The organism is Streptomyces sp. NBC_00322 (genome assembly GCF_036147535.1).
Taxonomy (GTDB): Bacteria; Actinomycetota; Actinomycetes; order Streptomycetales; family Streptomycetaceae; genus Streptomyces.
On the sequence record NZ_CP108019.1, the window covers coordinates 1,026,648 to 1,044,811 of the forward strand.

Genomic DNA, 18,164 nt, shown 5'->3' on the forward strand with positions numbered 1-18,164 from the left:
CCATCTCAGGAGACTCCATGTCCCAGCATCACGTCCGGATGACCGAACCCTCCCGCCCGTCTTCTCGCCCCAGCCCCGTCCCGGAAGTGATCGATGAGCTGTGGGAGCGACGCACCGATCTGACACCCACCGACGACGAGGCCCGCCGCATCGTCGTGGAGGCCGTCAACCTGCTCGACAGCGGCGTCGCACAGGTGGCAGCGGTGGACCCGGCCAACGACGACGTCGTCGTGGACGAGCGCGCGCGACGCGCGATCCTGCTGTCCTTCAAGGTGTTGGGCATGGAGGAGTCGCAGGCCGGACCCTTCCGGTACCAGGATCGCGTCCCGCTCAAGCAGCACTTCGACCGCGTACGGGTGGTGCCGGGTGCGATCGCACGCTGGGGCAGCTATCTGGCGCCCGGCGTGGTGCTGATGCCGTCCTACGTCAACATCGGCGCCCACGTCGGAGCCGGGACTCTGGTCGACACCTGGGCGACGGTGGGCTCCTGCGCGCAGATCGGCAGCAATGTGCATCTGTCCGGAGGCGTCGGCATCGGTGGCGTCCTGGAGCCGCCGGGTGCCGCGCCGGTCGTCGTGGAGGACGAGGCGTTCGTGGGATCCCGCTCGGTGATCGTCGAAGGAGCACGCGTCCGGCGAGGGGCGAAGCTGGGCGCCGGCGTGCTGCTGACGGGCAGCACGCGCGTGTTCGACGCGGAGACGGGCGAGGAACTGCCACGCGGACAGGCGCCGTCCTGGTCGGTCTGTGTCAGCTCGACACGCCGGCGGACCTTCCCCGGCGGTGAGTTCGGCGTGCCCTGCCTACTCGTGATCAAGCGACTGGGCGAGGGGGAGGAACACGACAGACTCCTGCTGGACAGCCTCTTCCGCGAGCACGGCGCTGCCGCCTGAGTCCGCATGACCGGCACGACGCGCGGTGCGCTGTCGGCCGAATGATCCCCTGCCCGGCGCCGACCGCCCGGGCCGGACCGTCCTTCGAGGAGAGATCCCCCATGGGCCAAGTCAAGCCCGCCATCCTGCTGGTGGACCCCGTGCGCAATGGTGCGGCGTACAAGAGCGCCGTCAAAGACATGGGATACGCCGTCGTCTCCCTGTACAGCCGCCGGTACAGCACCGCTGTGTCCGACCACGCGAAGGGGGACGACACCTCCCTCTACGCATACACACCTGACAGCGCGGTCGACGTACTCTCCAGCGTCGACCACGACATCAGGGCCGTCGTTCCCGGCATGGAGGCGGCAGTGCACCTGGCGGGCATCCTCGCGGACCGGCTCGGTCTGCCCGGCAACGACCCCTCACTCGCGTGGGCCCGGCGGAACAAAGCGGCCATGCGTGAAAGGGCACGGGAAGCGGGGGTGCGCATCCCCGAGTTCCGCCTCGTCCACGAGGTGTCCGAGATAGCGGCGGCCGCAACGGAGATCGGCTTTCCGGCGATCGCGAAACCGACCATGGGCGCCGGGGCCCACGGCACCACGCTGCTCCCCGATGCACGGGCGCTCCGCCACCTGGAGATTCCGGAGACGCGTGACATCTACGACGAGCCGATCCGCGAGTGGCTGGTCGAGCAGTACATCAGAGGCCGGGAGTTCTCGGTCAACTGCCTCAGCAGTGACGGCGACCATCGCGTCGTGGACATGTGGGAATACCGCCAACCGGACGACCGCGACTACGACTTCCCCATCTGGGACAACGTCCAGATCGACCGCGACCACCCCGACTGGCACCCGGTGGAGAGCTTCGTCCAGGAGGTCCTCACGGCCTACGGCATCGAGCGCGGGCCCAGCCACACCGAGGTGAAAGTCTCGGCCGACGGGGTCTGTCTGATGGAGGTCGGAGCCCGGCTTCCCGGCGGGCCGGCGACCGAGATGTGGGCCAAGTACAGCTCGGTGCGCCCCTTCCACGACTCCCTGGAGTGCTACCTCGGCAAGCGGCCCGCGATCATGGACGAACCGCTCGGCTTCCGGGCCCGCTACGGCGCCCTCGCGATCCGCAACGACGAGGCGCCCGGCACCCTGGTCGCCATCCACGGCCTCGACCTCCTGGCCGAGTGCCCGGGGATCGACCAGATCCTTGTGGACTGCGAGCCCGGCGACCATATTCCGGTCACCCGCAGCATGGACAGCATTCCCGTCGGCGCCTATGTATCGGGACCGGACGAGGAGCATGTGCTGCGGGCGCTGGCCACGGCGAGGAGGCTGGTCCGGCTCGAGATCTCGCCCGACCCTGCTCCCGAGTCCGGATCCTCAGCGGCCGGCCGCAGCGGAGAGCCCGGTCGTGCCCGCTGACACCGGCACCGCATCACCTGATGAGGCACCGTCACCAGTACGCGGCCGCTTCCTGGCGGAATACCGGGAACTCATGGCGATTCCCAGGGCGCGCCGGATGGCGGCCGTGGGGCTTGTGTCGAAGTTCCCGATCAACATGTTCGCCGTCAGCGTGCTGCTGCTGATCGCCCCGCGCTATTCGTACGGCACAGCGGGAATCGCCATCAGCGCCATGCTGATCGCCAACGCGCTGACCAGCCCGGCGCGGGGCAGACTCGTCGACCGCTACCCGGTGAGAGTCATTCTCCCGCTCTGTCTGACGGGCTATCTGACCGGCATCCTCGGACTGGCCCTTTCCGCGGCGGCACGTACGCCGTGGCAGACCGTATTGGCGTTCGCCGCCCTCATGGGCTGCTCCTTTCCCCCGGTCAGCATTCTGATGCGGACGTACTGGGGATCGATCGCCCGTGAGAAGAGCCTCGTCTCGGCGATGTCCCTCGAAGCCGTGATGATGGACCTCACGCTCATCTCGGGGCCCCTGCTCGCCGCCTGGCTGAGCACAACCGTGTCGCCGGTGCTCCCCTTCGTCGTCGGCGGAGCTCTGATGACCGGCGCCGTCGGTCTGATGCTCACACTGCCGCCCGCCCAGGGGCGGCCGAGGCCGGAGGGTTCCGGACATTGGCTGGGACCGCTCCGGTCGGCCGCGCTGCGGCGCGTGTTCGGGGCGATCCTGCTGTTCTGTCTCACCCTGTCCGCCGTCGAGGTCGCGCTCCCCCTGTACGCCCAGGAACACCGCATGACCTCGTACACCGGCCTGTACCTCGGCGCCCTGTCCGTCGGCAGCATGCTGGGCGGTCTCACGCTGGGCGCGCGGCCGGGCCTGCTGGCCCGGAACCGGAGACTGCCCCTGCTGCTCGTCGTCTTCCTCATCGGTGCCGCGCTTCTCGCGCTCGCCGCCAGGGCCTCGCCCCTGATCGTCCTGCTCATCTGCCCCGTCACCGGCATCGCGATCGGCTCGACCTTCTCGGCACTCTTCATGGCCGGAGGCGACCTTGCGCCCGAGGGTTACGAGAACGAGGCGCAGGGCTGGGCGGGATCCCTCATCCAGGTCGGTGCGGCGGCCGGCGCTGCCACGGGCGCCTCTCTCGCCGCTGCGTACGGCAGTGCCACCGTCCTGGCCCTGACTCCGGTTTCGGTGGCCCTCGCGATCCCGCTCGTCTGGAGGGGACCAACGAGTCCGGACCGGACCTGAAACGACCGATCAGACCTGGCTCTGTAAGCCACCACACAGTAAGGAATCACATGTCCGACGTCTTTCCCGTGCTCGATCTCAGGGATGCGGACCGCGGTCCCGAGGCTCGCGCGGCATTCCTGGACCAGTTGCGTTCAGCCATCCATGAGATCGGTTTCTTCCAGCTCGTCGGACACGGAGTGGAGGGAGCCGACCGGCTGCTGGAGCTGGCCCGCGACTTCTTCGCCCTTCCCGAGGCCGAGCTGGAGCAGCTGAGCATCCTCAAGTCCCCGCACTTCCGCGGCTACTCGGAGGTCGGCCGGGAGCGGACCCAGGGCACGCCCGACCAGCGGGCGCAGCTCGACATCGGCCCGGAGCACGAGACGCTCGTGCCTGGCCCCGACGACCCCAGCTATCTCTGGCTGGCCGGCCCGAACCAGTGGCCGCAGAGCATGCCCGAGCTCCGGCCGGCGGTCATCGACTGGATCACCGAGCTGACTCAGGTGTCACAGCGCCTGCTCCGGCTGATCCTGGCATCGCTCGACGCACCCGAGGACTTCCTGGACCCCGTCGTCTCGCCCGACCCGCATGTGCACTTCAAGCTGCTGCACTACCCGGGCCGCACCCGCGACAGCGAGCACTCCGACCAGGGAATCGGCGTGCACAAGGACTACGGGCTGCTCACCCTGCTGCTCCAGGACGAGCACGGCGGACTCCAGGTGTCCGTCAACGACGGCGAATTCGCCGACGTTCCCGTGATCCCCGGAGCCTTCGTCGTGAACCTGGGCGAGCTCCTGGAGGTCGCAACCCGCGGCTACCTGCGAGCCACCACACACCGGGTCGTCAGCCCGGCCTCCGGTGTCAACCGCTACTCGGCGCCCTTCTTCTTCAACCCGCGTCTCGAGGCGACGATGCAGCCGCTGCCCACCCGCTTCGTCCGCGAGGCGGCGGGCGTGGTGCACGACCCCGCCAACCCGCTGTCGTCGAGCTACGGCAACAACACCATGCGCGGCATGCTGCGCGCCTTCCCCGAGGTCATCGCCCGGCACCACCCCGAGCTCCTCCAGCGGCAGACCTGACCGACTCCCCCGGTACGCCGGACATGGGGCGGCGGGAGAGGTGTTCCGGCTCTCGCCGCCCCGCGCCGGCTGAGTCACCGGCCTTGACGAGCCGAGGTCAGGCCGGACGACGCGCGATGACGCCGAACATGGTCACGGACATGTGCAGAGCGCCCTGTTCGGCGGCGGCGCCGAGGTCGGCGTACAGCCTGTCGCGCTGCTCTTCGGTGATCAGCTCGCCCCGCAGGGCCGTCTCGGCAAGCAGCTTGACGAGCGGCCAGGTGACCTTCCGCGGGTCCTGGACGAGTGCCTGCGAGCCGAGGTCGTCGATCTCGAGTCCCACCGCGGCCAACTGGCCCGCCAGCTTGCGCCCGGCGTACGGGTTGGCGGCGGCCGCGAGCGCACCGTCGGTCAGAGCCGCCACTACCTCTGGGTCGCCGGGGTGCAGAATCGTGGTGGCCCAGTCGGTGTCCAGCAGCGCCACCCTGCCGCCCGGGCGCAGGATTCGCGCGATCTCGGCGGCCGCCTTGTCCGGCTCGGCAAGGTGCTGGAAGACCCGCTCGCACCAGGCCACATCGGCGTCCAAGTCAGCGATGGGCAGCGCCAGCGCGTCGCCGTCGACGAATCGGGCCGGGCTGCCCGCATCGGCCGCGCGCTGCTCGGCCACCGTGCGCAGACCGGGGTTCGGCTCGACTCCGATCGCCTCACCGTCCGGCGCTACCGCCGCGGCCAGCACCCTGGTCACCGCGCCGGTACCGGAGCCGATGTCCACGGCCCGCTCGCCGGGCCGCGCGGCCACACCGAGCTGCGCCCAGTCGCGCAGCCGCCGTACGCCGGCGCTCGCCGCCTGCATGTCCAGCACCCCGACCAGGGTGTCGGTGGCCGAGGCGGTGATGTTGTCCGAGTGAAATGCCGAGGTCGGCCGCGAGTCCCGCATGCCGACCAGCCTAGGGCCTGTCGTTTGGATCAGGCCGGATCAGTGAGCGGGGTCTGGTGCGTGCGATCGCAGGCCGGAGGATGGGGGTCCCCCCGCCGAAGGCAGGGGGAGAGCCGACGCGGAGCGTCGGCGACTGACGCAACGCAGCATGGGGGCACCTCCCGTGCCCGAAGGGCTACGGGGGTGGGGGCCCCTCCCACGCCGAAGGCTGTGGGGGAGCGTGCCAGGGCACGCGAACCCGGCAAGATCCAAACGACAGGCCCTAGGGCCGCTTGAGGGGGCCGCGACCGCCAACTCGCCTTACCGAGGCCGAAAACCGGCAACGGGGCGTTCCGAAATCCGATCTGGTTCCGCTGCTTCGACATCCCTACTCTGGTGCGGCACGTGGCTGGAACACCCTGTCTCTTCCATGTCCTGAGCACGAGGAGAATGAATGTCCCACCGACCCCGCCGCGTCCGGACCGGTTCCGTCGCGGCCGTGTCCCTGATCGCGGGCCTGCTCCTCGTGACCACGCCGGGAGCGTCGGCGAACGAACCGCTTCCCGAGGGGCCTGCCACCCTTCAGGACTTCGTCGCCAAGTCCGTACCCCAGTGGAATTTCGCCCGCGCCAATCGCAACGATCCGTGCTGGCCCGAGTCGGCTTTCGACGGCAACGGCAATCCGACGGACGGCGGCAATGTACAGAACTGGCCCAACAGCGACGGCGATTGCGCGCCGCACGGTGCGCCGTTCCCCACGTACTACACGGTCCAGAAGTGCAACGCCGACGAAATCCGTGTCGCGTTCACCATCTATCAGGCCACCAGCGGCTTCCGGCCCTCGGGCCATCGGCACGACTTCGAGCATGTCGAGGTGGTCTGGCGGAAGAGCGGGAACGACTGGACCCGCGACCGGCTGCTGCTCAGCGCGCACGGCGACCATCGCGTGGTGGCCTGGGGCAACGCGGAGAGCTGGAATCACGACCGCGGACACGCGGCAAAGGGCCTGGAGCACCCGCGGATCTTCGTCGGATACGGCAGCCACTCGATGTACAACAACCAGGGCGGCCTGAAGGACGTCATCTCCGCGTACACCAATGAGTACCGCCACGCCGACTACCCGGTGTGGGCGGATCAGGGCGGCGGACTCGTGGAGGTCGCCAAGGACAGTCCGCTGCAGCAGAAGTTCGAGGCGAATGCGGCCGCGTGGGGAAGCGCCAACGGCAATCCCGGCAAGGTGGCGCGGGAGTCCTGCTCTCACTGATCGTCAGTGGTGAGGCACGATGGACACATGGGCACGGTGAAGATCAATGCGCCTGTCGAGCGACTCCCACAGGAACCTCCTGCCTACTCGGCGCGAGTCGCTCGGGCATGGTCTACGTACTCCCGGCGAAACAGGTCGTGCCCAGTCCGGCCGATGGGGGCAAGGGCCCAGTCCTGAGCGTCGTCGGCATCATCCCGGGGCCCGCTGGCATCACCGCACCCGTGCGCCACGCACGTGATCAGCGCGGTGATTCCACCGTCCGGTACGTGCCTGATCACGTGGTCGACGTACCGGATGACTGCTCCGCCCCGAGCGGACGCCTGGACGGCTCGGCCAGATGCCTGGGAGTCATCCTCACGGCGCTTGGGCTGCGGGCGTAAGTTACTGCTCGCACGATGTCGATGTCAGGTCCCCGGCCAGGGGCCCGTTTGTTGAAAGGTGTCATGTGCCCAGCGTTGTAAAAATCAACGTCCTGACGGTCCCCGCTGAGCAGCGGGAAACCCTGGAGAAGCGGTTCGCGTCCCGCGCGCATGCCGTCGAGAACTCGGACGGCTTCGAATGGTTCGAACTCCTGCGCCCGGTCGAAGGCACAGACAACTACCTCGTCTACACGCGGTGGCGCGACGAGGAGTCCTTTCAGGCTTGGTTGGAAGGTCCCATGAAGGCAGCACACCAGGGGGCCGGCGACCACCCCAAGCCTGCGGCATCCGGTTCCACACTCTGGTCCTTCGACGTCGTGCAGCAAGCGGCGCCAAAGAGCGACTAGTCGGTGGGGCCGCCGTTCTCTGCGGGGTCTGATGCTGCATGGGCGGTGTAAGTCGATCCAGCCGATGGTCCAGCGGTTGCCTGACGGGAACATGCAAGCCCTGCAGCAGTTCGTGAACCAGTGGCCGCCGGTGGCCGATCACGTGCCTCGGCGGTCCGCTGGTCGCTGCCCGCAGCGGCCGCTTACGCCTGCTCACCGGCCAGACCGGTCCGGGGACACCGCCGTTCGAACCGGACAATTTCCACGCCCTGGTCTCCGACATCCTGAACGCGCCGCGGTACAGGCAGTCAGTCCGTTCGCCCGGACAGGTGGACGGGGGCGGTCGCCGTATCGGTTCCAGGAAGCGCATCCTAGGGGCTGATCACCGCTTGCGTCGTGGTTCCGGCATCTCCGTCGGCATCTCGCACACGACCAGTAGCGTCATCGTCGCAATCCGTCGGCGGCCGCAGGTGCGAGCTGCCGTCCACCTATGGAGTCTGACGAGGAGTGAGCGCTGACGTGGTGAGTTTGGAGACCTCTCTCAAGGAAGCGATGACATCGATCGAAGGCAGTCTCGGAGCCGCCCTCGTGGATTACACCAGCGGGATGGCGCTGGGTACTCTCGGGGGCGGGAAGGACCTCGATCTGTCCGTCGCGGCGGCCGGCAACACTGATGTGATCCGGGCGAAGACGCGCACCATGGAACAACTCGGCCTCAAGGATGAGATCGAGGACGTACTGATCACCCTGGGCGACCAGTACCACCTCATCCGCCTGCTCAAGGGTCGCTCCGGCAACGGTCTCTTCCTCTACCTCGTGCTCGACAAGGCCAAGTCGAACCTGGCCATGGCCCGTCACCGGCTCAAGCGCATCGAGGCAGAGCTCGAGATCTAGGCACCGTCGATCTCCCCGCCTTCGTCTGCCCATGACTTGAAGATTTCTTCAAGTAGCCACATCCCGATGCGTTGAACCCTCTGGGAGTGCGGCACCAGGAGGCGGGAGGATCGGACCCTGCACTGCATCGCCTCCCGGCGGCAGCAGCGGAGGCCTCAGCACACGGCGGGCCGTCGAACACAGCAGGAGCGTTCACATGCAGGTACCGCTGTACCAGGCCAAGGCGGAGTTCTTCCGCATGCTCGGACACCCAGTCCGTATTCGCGTGCTGGAGTTGCTGCAGAACGGCCCCGTGCCCGTGCGAGACCTGCTTGCCGAGATCGAGATCGAGCCGTCGAACCTGTCCCAGCAGCTCGCGGTGCTGCGCCGCTCCGGCATTGTCGTGTCCATCCGCGACGGCGCCACCGTCAGTTACGCCCTGGCCGGTGGTGATGTCGCCGAGCTCCTCCGCGCGGCCCGCCGTATCCTCACCGAACTCATCGTCGGTCAGGGCGAATTGCTGGCCGAGTTGCGACAGGCCGACGTGAGTCGATGAACGGGCATGGCATCGCGAGGGCCGGTGGCGGGCCGAGCGGCGGAGAAGGTGGCAGCGGGCGTCCCAAGCCCGCCGCCACCGGGTCCGCGCTGCGGTCGTTGGAGGTGGTCCAGCAGGCCTCCCCGAAGGCCCCGGACTGAGCCTGGCTCCGGGCGTTCAGATGTGCAACGGCCGTTCAGTTCAAGCCGGCCGTTCGGCACGGTACCGGAGCCGCATCCCCGCTCTCAGCAACGGCAGCAGGGGTGGGCGTCATTGCCGCGGATCTTGTGTCCGGATTCCTACAGCGTCGGCTTCGGCAGTCCGGGAAGCAGGCGTTCGACGGCTTCCCCGATGGCCAGCAAGCGTGCGTCTGAGGATGCCGGTCCGACGAGTTCAACGCCGGCAGGCATGCCGGTGCTGGTCAGGCGAGAGGGGATGGACAGTGCCGGCAAGCCGGCATTGCTGGCCGGGTCGCAGTTGCGGATGTAGGTCAGGAACGTGTCGACTGTCCGGCCGTTGAGGTCGATGGTGCGGTCATCCCCCGGTTCCTGGTGCGAGCGTGCGGGCGCCGGGGTGGTGGGGATCAGAACCGCTGCGATGTCGTGGTCGGCAAAATACGACGCGTAGGCCTTTTGCAGAGCGGGGCGATGGACGACGAGCGCTTCGCGGTAGTCGGCAGCCGGGACAACATCGTGGTCGAGGATTGAGGTAAGGGTTTCTCGCTCGGCAGGACCGGCCATCTGCGCAACCACATCGCGAACAGTGAACGACGCTCCGTGCTGATACAGGTACGCCGCCAGCTCCCGTAGCGCTTCGTACAACACGATCGTGAAGCTCACCCGCTCGTTGAGCGCGCCGATGTCCGGCAGGTCCTGCTCCACCAGCACGACACCGGCCGCGGAGAGCTCCGCGAGCGTGTGCTCGGTGGCGGCGCCGACCTCGTCGTCGAGGTCGTCGTAGAAGTAGCCGCGTGGCACGCCGATCCGGAGGCCGGACAGGGACACAACGGCGTCGTCCACCGAAGTGACAGTGCAGATCGCGTCGATCAGGCGGATGTCGGTGACAGTCCGCGCGAGAGGCCCGACGGTGTCACGCGTGGAGGAGATGGGGACGACCCCTCGCTGGTCGTACCGTCCGTGGCTGGGGCGGAAGCCGACGCAGCCGCAGAGCGCCGCGGGAATCCGAGCCGAACCGCCGGTATCGGCGCCCAGGCCGACCGGGACGAGTCCGGCGGCGATGCCCGCGGCCGTTCCGCCGCTGCTTCCGCCGACCATGAACCGCGGGTTGTAGGGGTTGCCGACGGTTCCGAAGGCCGGGTTGTTGCCAGTGATCCCGAACGACAGTTCGCCCAGGGCCTGCTTGCCCATGAGTGTTCCACCGGCGTCCAGGAGTCTCTGGGCGACCGGGGCATTGCGGCCTGGCCGCCAGTCCCGAAGGGCTGGGGTCGCGGCGGTGGTGGGCAGGTCGGCGGTGTCGATCGCGTCTTTGAGGGCGAACGGCAGCCCGAACAACGGCCCGGACGGCCGCGGGTCGCGGGTCAGCGATTGCCTGACTTGCGCGGGGTCGTGGGAGATGTACGTGTTCAGATACGCGAGGCTCTCGGTGCGTTCCAGCAGCGCCTCGACGTATTCGGCCAGGTCCAGTGAGCCGTCGCGCAGCCGGGCGACGGCTTCGACCGCCGAGAGCCAATGCAGTTCCTCCGACACCGGAGTCCTCCTTCGACGGATCGCATTACGGCTCCCTGTCTAGGTGTCGGTTCCCTTGAGCGTCCATTGCCTATTCGGCACCCGTGCATTTACTCCGGCGCAATCGGGAGTGGGAACACGGCCCGCATGGCCGCGCATACCTGGTCCCGGAGCCAGACGTGGGCAGGGTCGTTGTCGTAGCGCTGGTGCCAGACCAGATAGAGCGGGATCGGCGGCATCTCCACCGGCAGGGGCAGTGCCAGCAGATCCAGCGATTCCCGGGCAGAGCGCGTGACCGCCTCGGGGACGGCTACCACCAAGTCCGTGCCGGCGGCGATGTGGAGAGCGGTCGCTCCGGTCGGCGCCGCCGTGACCACCCGGCGCTCCAACCCGAGCGCGCCCAGGGCGTCGTCGACCGGGTCGCGCAGCCGCCCCCGGCGGGAGACGGTGATGTGTTCCGCTTCCGCGTAGCGCTCGATGGTGAGCGGCTGGCCGGCCAGGGGGTGGCCGCGGCGCGCCGCCACGACGAGGCGGTCCTGACCGATGAAACGGTGGCGGCTGTCGGGTGTGGCCGGCTTGGTGGAGCTGGATTCCAGGTCCACTTCGCCTCGGCGCAGCTCCGGGGTGTCGGAGCTGGATTCGGCGACGAGGCGCAACCGTACACCTGGGGCCCTGTGGTGGACGGCGGCCACCAGGGCTGGGCCACACGCGGTGGCGAGCGTGTCGTGCCAGCGCACGGAGAAGACGCGCTCCAGCGTCGCGAGATCCACCTCCTGCTGGCGGGAGAGCACGTCGCGGGCTCGGTGCACGAGCGCGTGGACCTCTGCCCGGATGGCCTGGGCATGGGCGGTGGGCACCATCGTCCGTCCGGTGCGCACGAGGATCGGGTCGCCGGTGGCATGGCGGATGCGGCCCAGGGTTCGGCTCATCGCGGGGGCCGTGACGTGCAGGCGGGCAGCCGCGCCGCCGACGCTGCCCTCCTCCAGGAGGGCGTCCAGGGCGGTGAGGAGGTTCAAATCCAATTGCATGAGAGTAATGCTACGGGTTACCAGCATGCACTTGTAGTTAACAGTTGGTGATGACTACCGTCGAGCACGGGCGTTGAGGCGCACCGAACTTCTGCTTCCATCCACGATCCTTCTGGAGTACCCCATGTCCCCAGCGACGGCATCCGACCTTGATGACGCGGTCCTGTCCCAGGTCACGGCCGCGGTCCAGGCGGCCGGCGAGCGGTTGCGCGAGCGGTACACCCTCCACGCGCGCGGCATCAGCACGGAGGAGATCGTCTCGGAGATCTACGCGAACGACGCGGCCGTCCTCGACCTGCTCAAAGAGCCGCTGCTAGCAGCCCGGCCCGGTTCCCGCTGGGCCGAGGACGAACTGGCCGGAGGCCCACTGCCGCCCGGCGAGTGGTGGATCGTCGACCCGGCCGAGGGCAACATCAACCATGTTCACGGCATGCCGGACTGGGCCGTGACCGCCACCCTCGTGCGTGACAACCACCCGGTCCTCACCGTCGTCCAGCTCCCGCTGACCGGCGAAAACTACACCGCCGTGGCCGGCAGAGGCGCATGCCTCAACGGTGCGCAGCTCCGTGTGTCGGCGAAGACCGATCTGAGCGCGGCCCTGACCGGCACCGGTCAGGCCAAGCCCGGCGAGGACGAGCAGACGTTCCGCCGGATCGGCGACTCGGTCACGGCGATGCTGATCAACGGCCTCGTCGTCCGCGTCTCCGTGCCCGCCACCCTGCAGCTCATCCACGTCGCGGCCGGGCGGATGGACGCCTTCTGGCAGTTCTCCGATGTCCGCTCTGGCCTGGTGGCAGGCGCCCTGCTGGTCGCAGAGGCCGGCGGCGCCGTCACCGACATCCACGGCGAGCCCTGGAGCCTGGCCAGCCGCGACTTCCTGGCAGCCGCCCCCGGCATCCACGCCGCCGCCACCAACGTCCTGTCATCCATCGCCTGACCAACCGCCACCATCCAAGGAGCAGAACCCCATGACTACCATCGGCATCCTCGGCGCCGGCCGCGTCGGCGGCAACCTCGCCCGCAAGCTCGCCGCCGCCGGGCACGACGTGACCCTCGGCTACCTGCAGCCGTCCGAAGAGACCGCGGCCCGCGAGGCCGGTATCGACGCGTCGATCCGCTTCGCCGACCAAAGCACCACTGCTCGCACCGCCGACATCGTGATCAACGCGACGCCGGGAGACACAGCCCTCGAGCGCTTGTCGGAGTTCCGCGCCGAGCTTGCGGACAAAATCCTCATCGACGTCTCCAACGCGACCCATGATGCCGCCGACGGTCTCCCGGGAGAGCAGTGCTACCCCGGCAGCAGCCTGGCCGAGCAGCTCCAGCAAGCCCTGCCCGCAACGCAGGTCGTCAAGACCCTCAACACCATGCTCTTCATGGTCATGACGGCCCCTGACTCCCTGTCAACACCGCCGACCGTCTACCTGTCCGGCAACGACGAGCACGCCAAGAAGGTCGTCGCCGGCCTCCTCGCCGACCTGGGCTGGCAACCGGACTGGATCGAGGACCTCGGCGACATCGCCACGGCCCGCGCCACGGAGGCGCTGATCCTGCTGGTCCCGCACGTCCTGCGACGCCACGGATTCCAGCCGTTCGCCGTGTCCCTCGCACGCTGACCGCCGCCGCGATGCTGCGCCGGCCGACGCCCGGGCCCCGAGCCGCAAGCAGTTGAACAAACCATCGCTGTAAGCGAAAAGGTTGCGCTCCAGGTCACTCAGGTCCTTGCCGATCGAGGAGCGGACCCTTCTCGCCATGATGGGCGCGGCCAGGCGGTAGTAACGGCCGGCGTCGCCCTGGACCCGGATGCGTGCGAGCGTGCCGTGCGTATGGGGGGTGAAGGTGTACGTGAACGTGCATCGGCATCGGACCTGCCACGGACACCATGGCCAGGAGTCTCAAGGGCTCGTACTCGGCGACACGGAGCACATAGTCGATGCGCCTGTCCAAGGAAGTACGCGGTACGGGTGACCTCGGCGCCGAGGCCGAAGCCGCCCCCGTCCGCCTCCCGGGTCAGCTCCGCCGTCCGGATGCCCTGGGTCCAGCCCCTCAGCCGCTCCACTCAGGACTCCTCCCACTGGAAGCGAGCGCACGATGGAAGGCGGGCGCATCGGCGGATAGGGGTGACCGGCGGGCTACGAGCTCGACTCACAAGGCGTTCACGCCATTCGCTGCCCCCCGACCCACCGCGGCCCCCGGGAACCGCTCGTGACGGAATTGTGTCTGCCATGGGGAGAGCAGGTGAGCTATCGTGCGGCGGCCGCGTGTGAGCGACCGCGGCGCATAGGGGGACGGTAATGAACGCATGGTCGGTCCCCGGGTACACCGAGACCCGGGAACTGGGCTCCGGCGGCAGCGGGCGCGTCGTCCTGGCCGTCCACGACGCGACCGGCGTGCCGGTGGCCGTGAAATACCTGAGCGAGCGGCTGCGTACCGATTCGGCCTTCGTACGGGACTTCCGGGCGGAGGCACGCCTGCTCGGCGATCTCGATTCACCGTACGTCGTCGGGCTGTACGAGTACGTAGAGGCTCCGCAGGGCGCCGCCATCGTGATGGAACTGGTCGACGGCATCGCCCTGCGCGCCCTGCTCCTGCGGGAAGGAGCCACCGGTCCCGAGGCGGCGCTGGTGGTCCTGAAGGGCTCACTGCTGGGCCTGGCGGCCGCGCACCGGGCGGGTGTCGTGCACCGCGACTACAAGCCGGAGAACGTCCTGGTCGCGGCCGACGGCTCGTCCAAGCTGGTCGACTTCGGTATCGCGGCGGGGCGCGGCAGCACGCCGGGCATCGCGGGCACTCCCGCGTACATGGCGCCGGAGCAGTGGAACGGGGAGCCCGCCTCACCGGCCGCCGACGTCTATGCGGCGACCGCGACCTTCTACGAGTGCCTGACCGGCCGCAAGCCGTTCACGGGCGGGAACTTCGCCGAGCTCGCGCTGCAGCACATCGACGCGCCGGTTCCCGACGAGGACGCGCCGGAGCCGGTGCGCCCGCTCATCCGGCGCGGGATGGCGAAGGAGCCGCGGAAGCGGCCCGAGAACGCGGAGGCGTTCGTCGCCGAGCTCGAAGAGATCGCCGGCGCGGCGTACGGACCGGACTGGGAGGAGAGGGGCCAGCGCAAGCTCGCCGCTCTCGCCGCGCTGCTGCCGTTGCTCTTCCCCTCCGCAGCGGGCCAGGCGGCGGGAACCACCGCGTTCGCCACGACTGCTGTGTCCAGCGGCTGGCGCCGCATCCTCAGGCCCAGCCTGCGGGGAGTGCTGACGGGTGCCGCCGCCGTGCTGCTGGCCATCGCGGTCGCCCTCGCCGCGCGTGCGGGCGGGGACGGTCCCACGCGGACGACCGCTCAGGCCGTGGCCACCACGAGCGCGCAGCCGGGCGCGAGCGGCGCCCCGCCCGTCTGGCCTTCCGCCTCCGCGAGCCCGTCCCCGAGTGCCAGTGCCTCGGTCTCCGACTCGCCTTCCGCCAGCGCGAGTACGACGCCCGCGACGCCGACACCCGGGGTGACCCTGCCCACCACCTCCGCGCCTTCGCCGTCGGTCTCCACTCCGACCACGGAGCCCAGCCCCTCCACTTCCAGCACGCCACCCGTAGCCGTGAAGTCGGTGTCGGTCACGAGCCTGCGGCAGGTTGGTCCCACGAGTGGCACCGCCTCGATCGACGTCACCACGGACGGGACCGGTCCGGTGACCGTCGTCATCTCGTGGTTCACCAGCGACGTGAAGGGCGACCTGGGCACGCCGGACGGCTCGCAGACCTTCGTGCGGAGCGGAGCGACGCAGTACACGATCGCTCTTGACCACACCTTCCAGGGGCAGGGCTGCTACTGGGGTGTGCGGGCGACGACGAACCCGGCTGCCGCGAACGGCAGTTCCTCGCAGCAGATCTGGATCCGGCGGTGCATAATCTCATGAACGATCCTCGCGTCCCCTACGGCCCGCACGATCAGGTACCGGAAGTGGACAAGGCGGTCGAGGCCTACGAGAGCGACGGGTACAGCGCGACCGCGCTGGGCAGCCACTGGTTCGAACGCCCCGAGGCGGGGCCTGAGCCCGACACGGCCACCCTGATCCAAGGCGAGCCCGACACGGCCACCCTGGTCGAGGACGGACCCGACTCAACCGCCACGGTCCAGGACGGACCCGACACGGCCACCCTGGTCCAGGACGGGCCCGACTCAACCGCCACGGTCCAGGACGGACCCGACGCAGCCACCCAGATCCGGGAGGAGCCACCGGCGAGCGTGGCCCCCGACCGGGTCGAGGGCGAGGTCCTCCGCTTCGGCCCGGGAGTAACCGCCGCGGTCCTCCACCGCAATGGCGGCAACAACACAACTGCCGAGATCTGGCACGGCACTCTGGCCGGACAACCCGCCGGCCCGGCTCAGCCCCCCGAGCGCCGCCGTTCAGGACTGCGCCGCTACGCCCTGGCGGGCACGGTGCTGTTGGCCGTACTGGCCTTTCTGGCCTGGCAGCGCTACGGGCCCGCCCTGGCCGTAAAGAGCGTGACAGTCCAGACCACGGCGCAGGCTCTCGGCTGTGACAGCACGGCCGACATCGTGGGCGTCCTGTCGACCAACGGACGGCCCGGCACCGTGAGGTATCGCTGGGAACGCAGCGACGGCACCACCTCGGGCGTACTCCGGGAGAAGCTGACGCGTGGCCAGAAGCAGGCGCGTCTGCATCTGCTGTGGACCTTTCAAGGGAAGGGCGAGTACCAGGCGGCCGCAGTCCTGCGGATCGTCTCGCCCACCGGGGACACCGTCACGACGCGTTTCACCTACCGCTGCGCCTGAGGCATCGCCGGACCGGACAGTCATCGGGTGGCGGACGGGACCACGACGCTCACGTCGGTCCTGGACTTCTCCGCCCACCGGACCGCCGGTCCCATCGCCGGTCCGGCGACCAGAAACGGCGCTCCGAGGAGCAGCCAGCCGGGGGCTCCCCAGCCGACGATCAGTGTGGTGAGCAGCAGCGGGCCGAGCATACGGGCCACGGCGACGCCGGTGCCGAAGAAGCCCTGCTACACAGTTGACGGCGCGACCCACGTCCGCCCCTCCCGCCCCCGCCGGTACGCTGATACGCCTATGCCCCACACCCCCCGCACCGGCCCCCACGACCGCGGGCGGCTCCGCGCGGCCGCCATTGCCGCATGCGCGGCCGCCGTGGGCCTCGCCGGCTGTGCCGCGGAGACGGGCGCGCGGGACGGGGGCGTCGCGCCCCGGCTGTCACCGCCGACCAGTGCCTCGCCGCTGTGGCCGCAGTATTCCCCTCCGGTCACGCCCTCCAGCGAGCCCACCAGTCCCGGCCGCCGGTATCTGAGCATCAAGGGCGTCGAGGTGCCCGCGGCCGGGCTGAAGCAGATCCCGGTCAAGGAACTGCTGGAGAAGGACCCCAACGTGGCCAAGCTCGTACGGGACGAGCTGCAGGCCTGCCCCGGTACGGAGTGCGGTCTGCGCAAACCCGTCTACCGGGACCTCACGGGCGACGGACAGGAAGAACTCGTCGTGGGGCTCGACGCGCCCGCGGCCGGGCTGACGCTGGTCCAGGTCTACCGGGCCTTCGGGACTGCGGTACGGCCCGTGCTGATCAGCTGGGGTCCCCTCGGACTCACCGGTGAGACCTTCGGCCACGATCTTGTGCTCGTCTCGACCGGGAACGACGGCCGCTTCACCACCCGCTACCGATGGGACGGGAACGTGCTTTCGGCAGCGGCCCCGCAGGACCAGGCAGGCGACTCGGCGCAGAAGAGCCCCCCACCGACTCCCCCACCGACTCCCCCGCCGAACTCGCCGAACTCGCCGAACTCGCCGACCAGGACAGAGTGATGACCAGTCCCGCCGTCACACCAGGCAGTGCCACCGAGGCACATCTGCTGCTCGTCGAGGACGACGAGGTCATCCGTAACACCGTCCGCATGCTCCTCGAACGCTATGGCTTCACCGTCTCCACCGCCGCCGACGGCATGTCCGGTCTTGAGATGTTCCGCGAGCGACGCCCCGACCTGCTGCTGCTCGACGTCATGCTGCCCGAGCTGGACGGCATCGGACTGTGCCGCCGGATCCGCGAACTGAGCCTGGCTCCCATCCTGATGATGTCCGCGCGCGGCGACGCCCTCGACGTGGTCTCCGGCCTTGAGGCGGGTGCGGACGACTATGTCGTCAAGCCCGTCGAGAGCGCCGTACTCGTCGCGCGTATCCGCTCGCTGCTGCGCCGCGCGTCCTTCACCCCCGCCCACTCCCCCGCGGGCGCGAGCGGTGCCGGGCCTGGAACAGGCGGAGGCGACACGACCACGATGACCTTCGGGGATCTGACCATCGACACCCGGGGCATGGAAGTGCACCGCTCGGGACAGCCGCTCGCTCTCACCCCCACCGAACTGCGGATGCTGCTCGAATTCGCCGCGTCGCCCGGTGTCGTGCTGGAGCGCCGGACCCTGCTCAGCCGCGTGTGGGACCACGCCTGGCACGGCGACACGCGTGTTGTCGATCTGCATGTGCAGCGGCTGCGGGCGAAGATCGGCGCCGAACGGATCGAAACGGTCCGCGGTTTCGGCTACAAGCTGCGGCGCTGACC

Annotated in this window: 20 protein-coding genes and 1 pseudogene; 15 read left to right on the forward strand and 6 right to left on the reverse strand. The window is 69.3% G+C overall.

The window, feature by feature from the left end; translation table 11 throughout:
• Nucleotides 1-17 precede the first annotated feature (17 nt).
• From OG905_RS04650 to OG905_RS04665, 4 genes are all read left to right on the forward strand, one after another.
• Nucleotides 18-890 (forward strand): 2,3,4,5-tetrahydropyridine-2,6-dicarboxylate N-succinyltransferase, encoded by an 873-nt coding sequence (locus OG905_RS04650; protein ID WP_328666321.1) that lies wholly within the window; start codon nt 18-20, stop codon nt 888-890.
• Nucleotides 891-991: 101 nt separating this feature from the next.
• Nucleotides 992-2,284: an ATP-grasp domain-containing protein gene (locus tag OG905_RS04655; RefSeq protein ID WP_328666322.1), complete on the forward strand. Its 1,293-nt coding sequence runs from the start codon at nt 992-994 to the stop codon at nt 2,282-2,284.
• A 73-nt stretch (nt 2,285-2,357) separates the two neighbouring features.
• Nucleotides 2,358-3,515, forward strand: a complete 1,158-nt coding sequence (locus OG905_RS04660) for an MFS transporter (protein WP_328666323.1) — start codon at nt 2,358-2,360, stop codon at nt 3,513-3,515.
• Between the two features lie 50 nt (nt 3,516-3,565).
• The gene (locus tag OG905_RS04665) at nt 3,566-4,573 is read left to right on the forward strand and encodes an isopenicillin N synthase family dioxygenase (RefSeq protein WP_328666324.1); all 1,008 of its coding nucleotides are present in this window, start codon (nt 3,566-3,568) and stop codon (nt 4,571-4,573) included.
• Between the two features lie 97 nt (nt 4,574-4,670).
• On the opposite strand, the gene OG905_RS04670 is transcribed toward OG905_RS04665, so the two are convergent.
• Nucleotides 4,671-5,489, reverse strand: coding sequence for a methyltransferase domain-containing protein (locus OG905_RS04670; protein WP_328666325.1), 819 nt, complete (start codon nt 5,487-5,489; stop codon nt 4,671-4,673).
• A gap of 433 nt (nt 5,490-5,922) precedes the next feature.
• Between OG905_RS04670 and OG905_RS04675 the strand changes: the two genes are divergently transcribed.
• Nucleotides 5,923-6,732: an NPP1 family protein gene (locus OG905_RS04675; RefSeq protein ID WP_328666326.1), complete on the forward strand. Its 810-nt coding sequence runs from the start codon at nt 5,923-5,925 to the stop codon at nt 6,730-6,732.
• A gap of 83 nt (nt 6,733-6,815) precedes the next feature.
• On the opposite strand, the gene OG905_RS39055 is transcribed toward OG905_RS04675, so the two are convergent.
• On the reverse strand, nt 6,816-7,028 hold the full coding sequence (locus OG905_RS39055) for a DUF7848 domain-containing protein (protein ID WP_443044056.1): 213 nt from the start codon (nt 7,026-7,028) through the stop codon (nt 6,816-6,818).
• A gap of 149 nt (nt 7,029-7,177) precedes the next feature.
• Between OG905_RS39055 and OG905_RS04680 the strand changes: the two genes are divergently transcribed.
• The 4 genes from OG905_RS04680 (at nt 7,178) to OG905_RS04695 (ending at nt 8,906) form a co-directional block, all read left to right on the forward strand.
• Nucleotides 7,178-7,498 (forward strand): antibiotic biosynthesis monooxygenase family protein, encoded by a 321-nt coding sequence (locus OG905_RS04680; protein WP_328666327.1) that lies wholly within the window; start codon nt 7,178-7,180, stop codon nt 7,496-7,498.
• Entirely contained in the window at nt 7,431-7,859 is a 429-nt protein-coding gene (locus OG905_RS04685; RefSeq protein WP_328682028.1) for a transposase, read from the forward strand. The genes OG905_RS04680 and OG905_RS04685 overlap by 68 nt, the downstream gene beginning before the upstream one ends.
• 170 nt (nt 7,860-8,029) lie before the next feature.
• Nucleotides 8,030-8,371, forward strand: a complete 342-nt coding sequence (locus tag OG905_RS04690) for a hypothetical protein (RefSeq protein ID WP_443043892.1) — start codon at nt 8,030-8,032, stop codon at nt 8,369-8,371.
• A gap of 196 nt (nt 8,372-8,567) precedes the next feature.
• Nucleotides 8,568-8,906 (forward strand): ArsR/SmtB family transcription factor, encoded by a 339-nt coding sequence (locus tag OG905_RS04695; protein ID WP_142212405.1) that lies wholly within the window; start codon nt 8,568-8,570, stop codon nt 8,904-8,906.
• A gap of 278 nt (nt 8,907-9,184) precedes the next feature.
• On the opposite strand, the gene OG905_RS04705 is transcribed toward OG905_RS04695, so the two are convergent.
• The gene (locus OG905_RS04705; RefSeq protein ID WP_328666328.1) at nt 9,185-10,591 is read right to left on the reverse strand and encodes an amidase family protein; all 1,407 of its coding nucleotides are present in this window, start codon (nt 10,589-10,591) and stop codon (nt 9,185-9,187) included.
• An 89-nt stretch (nt 10,592-10,680) separates the two neighbouring features.
• Complete coding sequence (locus OG905_RS04710; RefSeq protein ID WP_328666329.1) at nt 10,681-11,598, reverse strand: LysR family transcriptional regulator; 918 nt, start codon at nt 11,596-11,598, stop codon at nt 10,681-10,683.
• Between the two features lie 124 nt (nt 11,599-11,722).
• Between OG905_RS04710 and OG905_RS04715 the strand changes: the two genes are divergently transcribed.
• Both OG905_RS04715 and OG905_RS04720 read left to right on the forward strand, forming a co-directional pair.
• Nucleotides 11,723-12,535 (forward strand): inositol monophosphatase family protein, encoded by an 813-nt coding sequence (locus OG905_RS04715; RefSeq protein ID WP_328666330.1) that lies wholly within the window; start codon nt 11,723-11,725, stop codon nt 12,533-12,535.
• Nucleotides 12,536-12,566: 31 nt separating this feature from the next.
• Complete coding sequence (locus OG905_RS04720) at nt 12,567-13,214, forward strand: NADPH-dependent F420 reductase (protein WP_328666331.1); 648 nt, start codon at nt 12,567-12,569, stop codon at nt 13,212-13,214.
• Nucleotides 13,215-13,292: 78 nt separating this feature from the next.
• Here the strand turns inward: OG905_RS04720 and OG905_RS39060 are convergent.
• A pseudogene (locus tag OG905_RS39060) lies at nt 13,293-13,639 on the reverse strand (SRPBCC family protein); the annotation flags it as partial.
• A 253-nt stretch (nt 13,640-13,892) separates the two neighbouring features.
• Between OG905_RS39060 and OG905_RS04725 the strand changes: the two are divergent.
• Nucleotides 13,893-15,503 (forward strand): serine/threonine-protein kinase, encoded by a 1,611-nt coding sequence (locus OG905_RS04725; protein ID WP_328666332.1) that lies wholly within the window; start codon nt 13,893-13,895, stop codon nt 15,501-15,503.
• Nucleotides 15,500-16,384 (forward strand): hypothetical protein, encoded by an 885-nt coding sequence (locus OG905_RS04730; protein WP_328666333.1) that lies wholly within the window; start codon nt 15,500-15,502, stop codon nt 16,382-16,384. The genes OG905_RS04725 and OG905_RS04730 overlap by 4 nt, the downstream gene beginning before the upstream one ends.
• Before the next feature lie 20 nt (nt 16,385-16,404).
• Here the strand turns inward: OG905_RS04730 and OG905_RS04735 are convergent, their stop codons facing one another.
• Complete coding sequence (locus OG905_RS04735; protein WP_328666334.1) at nt 16,405-16,584, reverse strand: hypothetical protein; 180 nt, start codon at nt 16,582-16,584, stop codon at nt 16,405-16,407.
• Between the two features lie 91 nt (nt 16,585-16,675).
• Between OG905_RS04735 and OG905_RS04740 the strand changes: the two genes are divergently transcribed.
• Together OG905_RS04740 and cseB are read left to right on the forward strand one after the other, a co-directional pair.
• Nucleotides 16,676-17,416 carry a hypothetical protein gene (locus OG905_RS04740; RefSeq protein ID WP_328666335.1) on the forward strand — a complete coding sequence of 247 codons (741 nt, stop codon included), beginning with the start codon at nt 16,676-16,678 and terminating at the stop codon, nt 17,414-17,416.
• Entirely contained in the window at nt 17,416-18,162 is a 747-nt protein-coding gene (gene cseB, locus OG905_RS04745) for a two-component system response regulator CseB (protein ID WP_328666336.1), read from the forward strand. The genes OG905_RS04740 and cseB overlap by 1 nt, the downstream gene beginning before the upstream one ends.
• Nucleotides 18,163-18,164 lie beyond the last annotated feature (2 nt).

What these genes read in the sequence shown, in the direction of transcription:
- OG905_RS04650 (WP_328666321.1), top strand. Translation starts at nt 18, where the DNA reads ATGTCCCAGCATCACGTCCGGATGACCGAACCCTCCCGCCCGTCTTCT.
- OG905_RS04655 (WP_328666322.1), top strand. Translation starts at nt 992, where the DNA reads ATGGGCCAAGTCAAGCCCGCCATCCTGCTGGTGGACCCCGTGCGCAAT.
- OG905_RS04660 (WP_328666323.1), top strand. Translation starts at nt 2,358, where the DNA reads ATGGCGATTCCCAGGGCGCGCCGGATGGCGGCCGTGGGGCTTGTGTCG.
- OG905_RS04665 (WP_328666324.1), top strand. Translation starts at nt 3,566, where the DNA reads ATGTCCGACGTCTTTCCCGTGCTCGATCTCAGGGATGCGGACCGCGGT.
- OG905_RS04670 (WP_328666325.1), bottom strand. Translation starts at nt 5,489, where the DNA reads ATGCGGGACTCGCGGCCGACCTCGGCATTTCACTCGGACAACATCACC.
- OG905_RS04675 (WP_328666326.1), top strand. Translation starts at nt 5,923, where the DNA reads ATGTCCCACCGACCCCGCCGCGTCCGGACCGGTTCCGTCGCGGCCGTG.
- OG905_RS04690 (WP_443043892.1), top strand. Translation starts at nt 8,030, where the DNA reads ATGACATCGATCGAAGGCAGTCTCGGAGCCGCCCTCGTGGATTACACC.
- OG905_RS04695 (WP_142212405.1), top strand. Translation starts at nt 8,568, where the DNA reads ATGCAGGTACCGCTGTACCAGGCCAAGGCGGAGTTCTTCCGCATGCTC.
- OG905_RS04710 (WP_328666329.1), bottom strand. Translation starts at nt 11,598, where the DNA reads ATGCAATTGGATTTGAACCTCCTCACCGCCCTGGACGCCCTCCTGGAG.
- OG905_RS04715 (WP_328666330.1), top strand. Translation starts at nt 11,723, where the DNA reads ATGTCCCCAGCGACGGCATCCGACCTTGATGACGCGGTCCTGTCCCAG.
- OG905_RS04720 (WP_328666331.1), top strand. Translation starts at nt 12,567, where the DNA reads ATGACTACCATCGGCATCCTCGGCGCCGGCCGCGTCGGCGGCAACCTC.
- OG905_RS04725 (WP_328666332.1), top strand. Translation starts at nt 13,893, where the DNA reads ATGAACGCATGGTCGGTCCCCGGGTACACCGAGACCCGGGAACTGGGC.
- OG905_RS04730 (WP_328666333.1), top strand. Translation starts at nt 15,500, where the DNA reads ATGAACGATCCTCGCGTCCCCTACGGCCCGCACGATCAGGTACCGGAA.
- OG905_RS04740 (WP_328666335.1), top strand. Translation starts at nt 16,676, where the DNA reads ATGCCCCACACCCCCCGCACCGGCCCCCACGACCGCGGGCGGCTCCGC.
- cseB (WP_328666336.1), top strand. Translation starts at nt 17,416, where the DNA reads ATGACCAGTCCCGCCGTCACACCAGGCAGTGCCACCGAGGCACATCTG.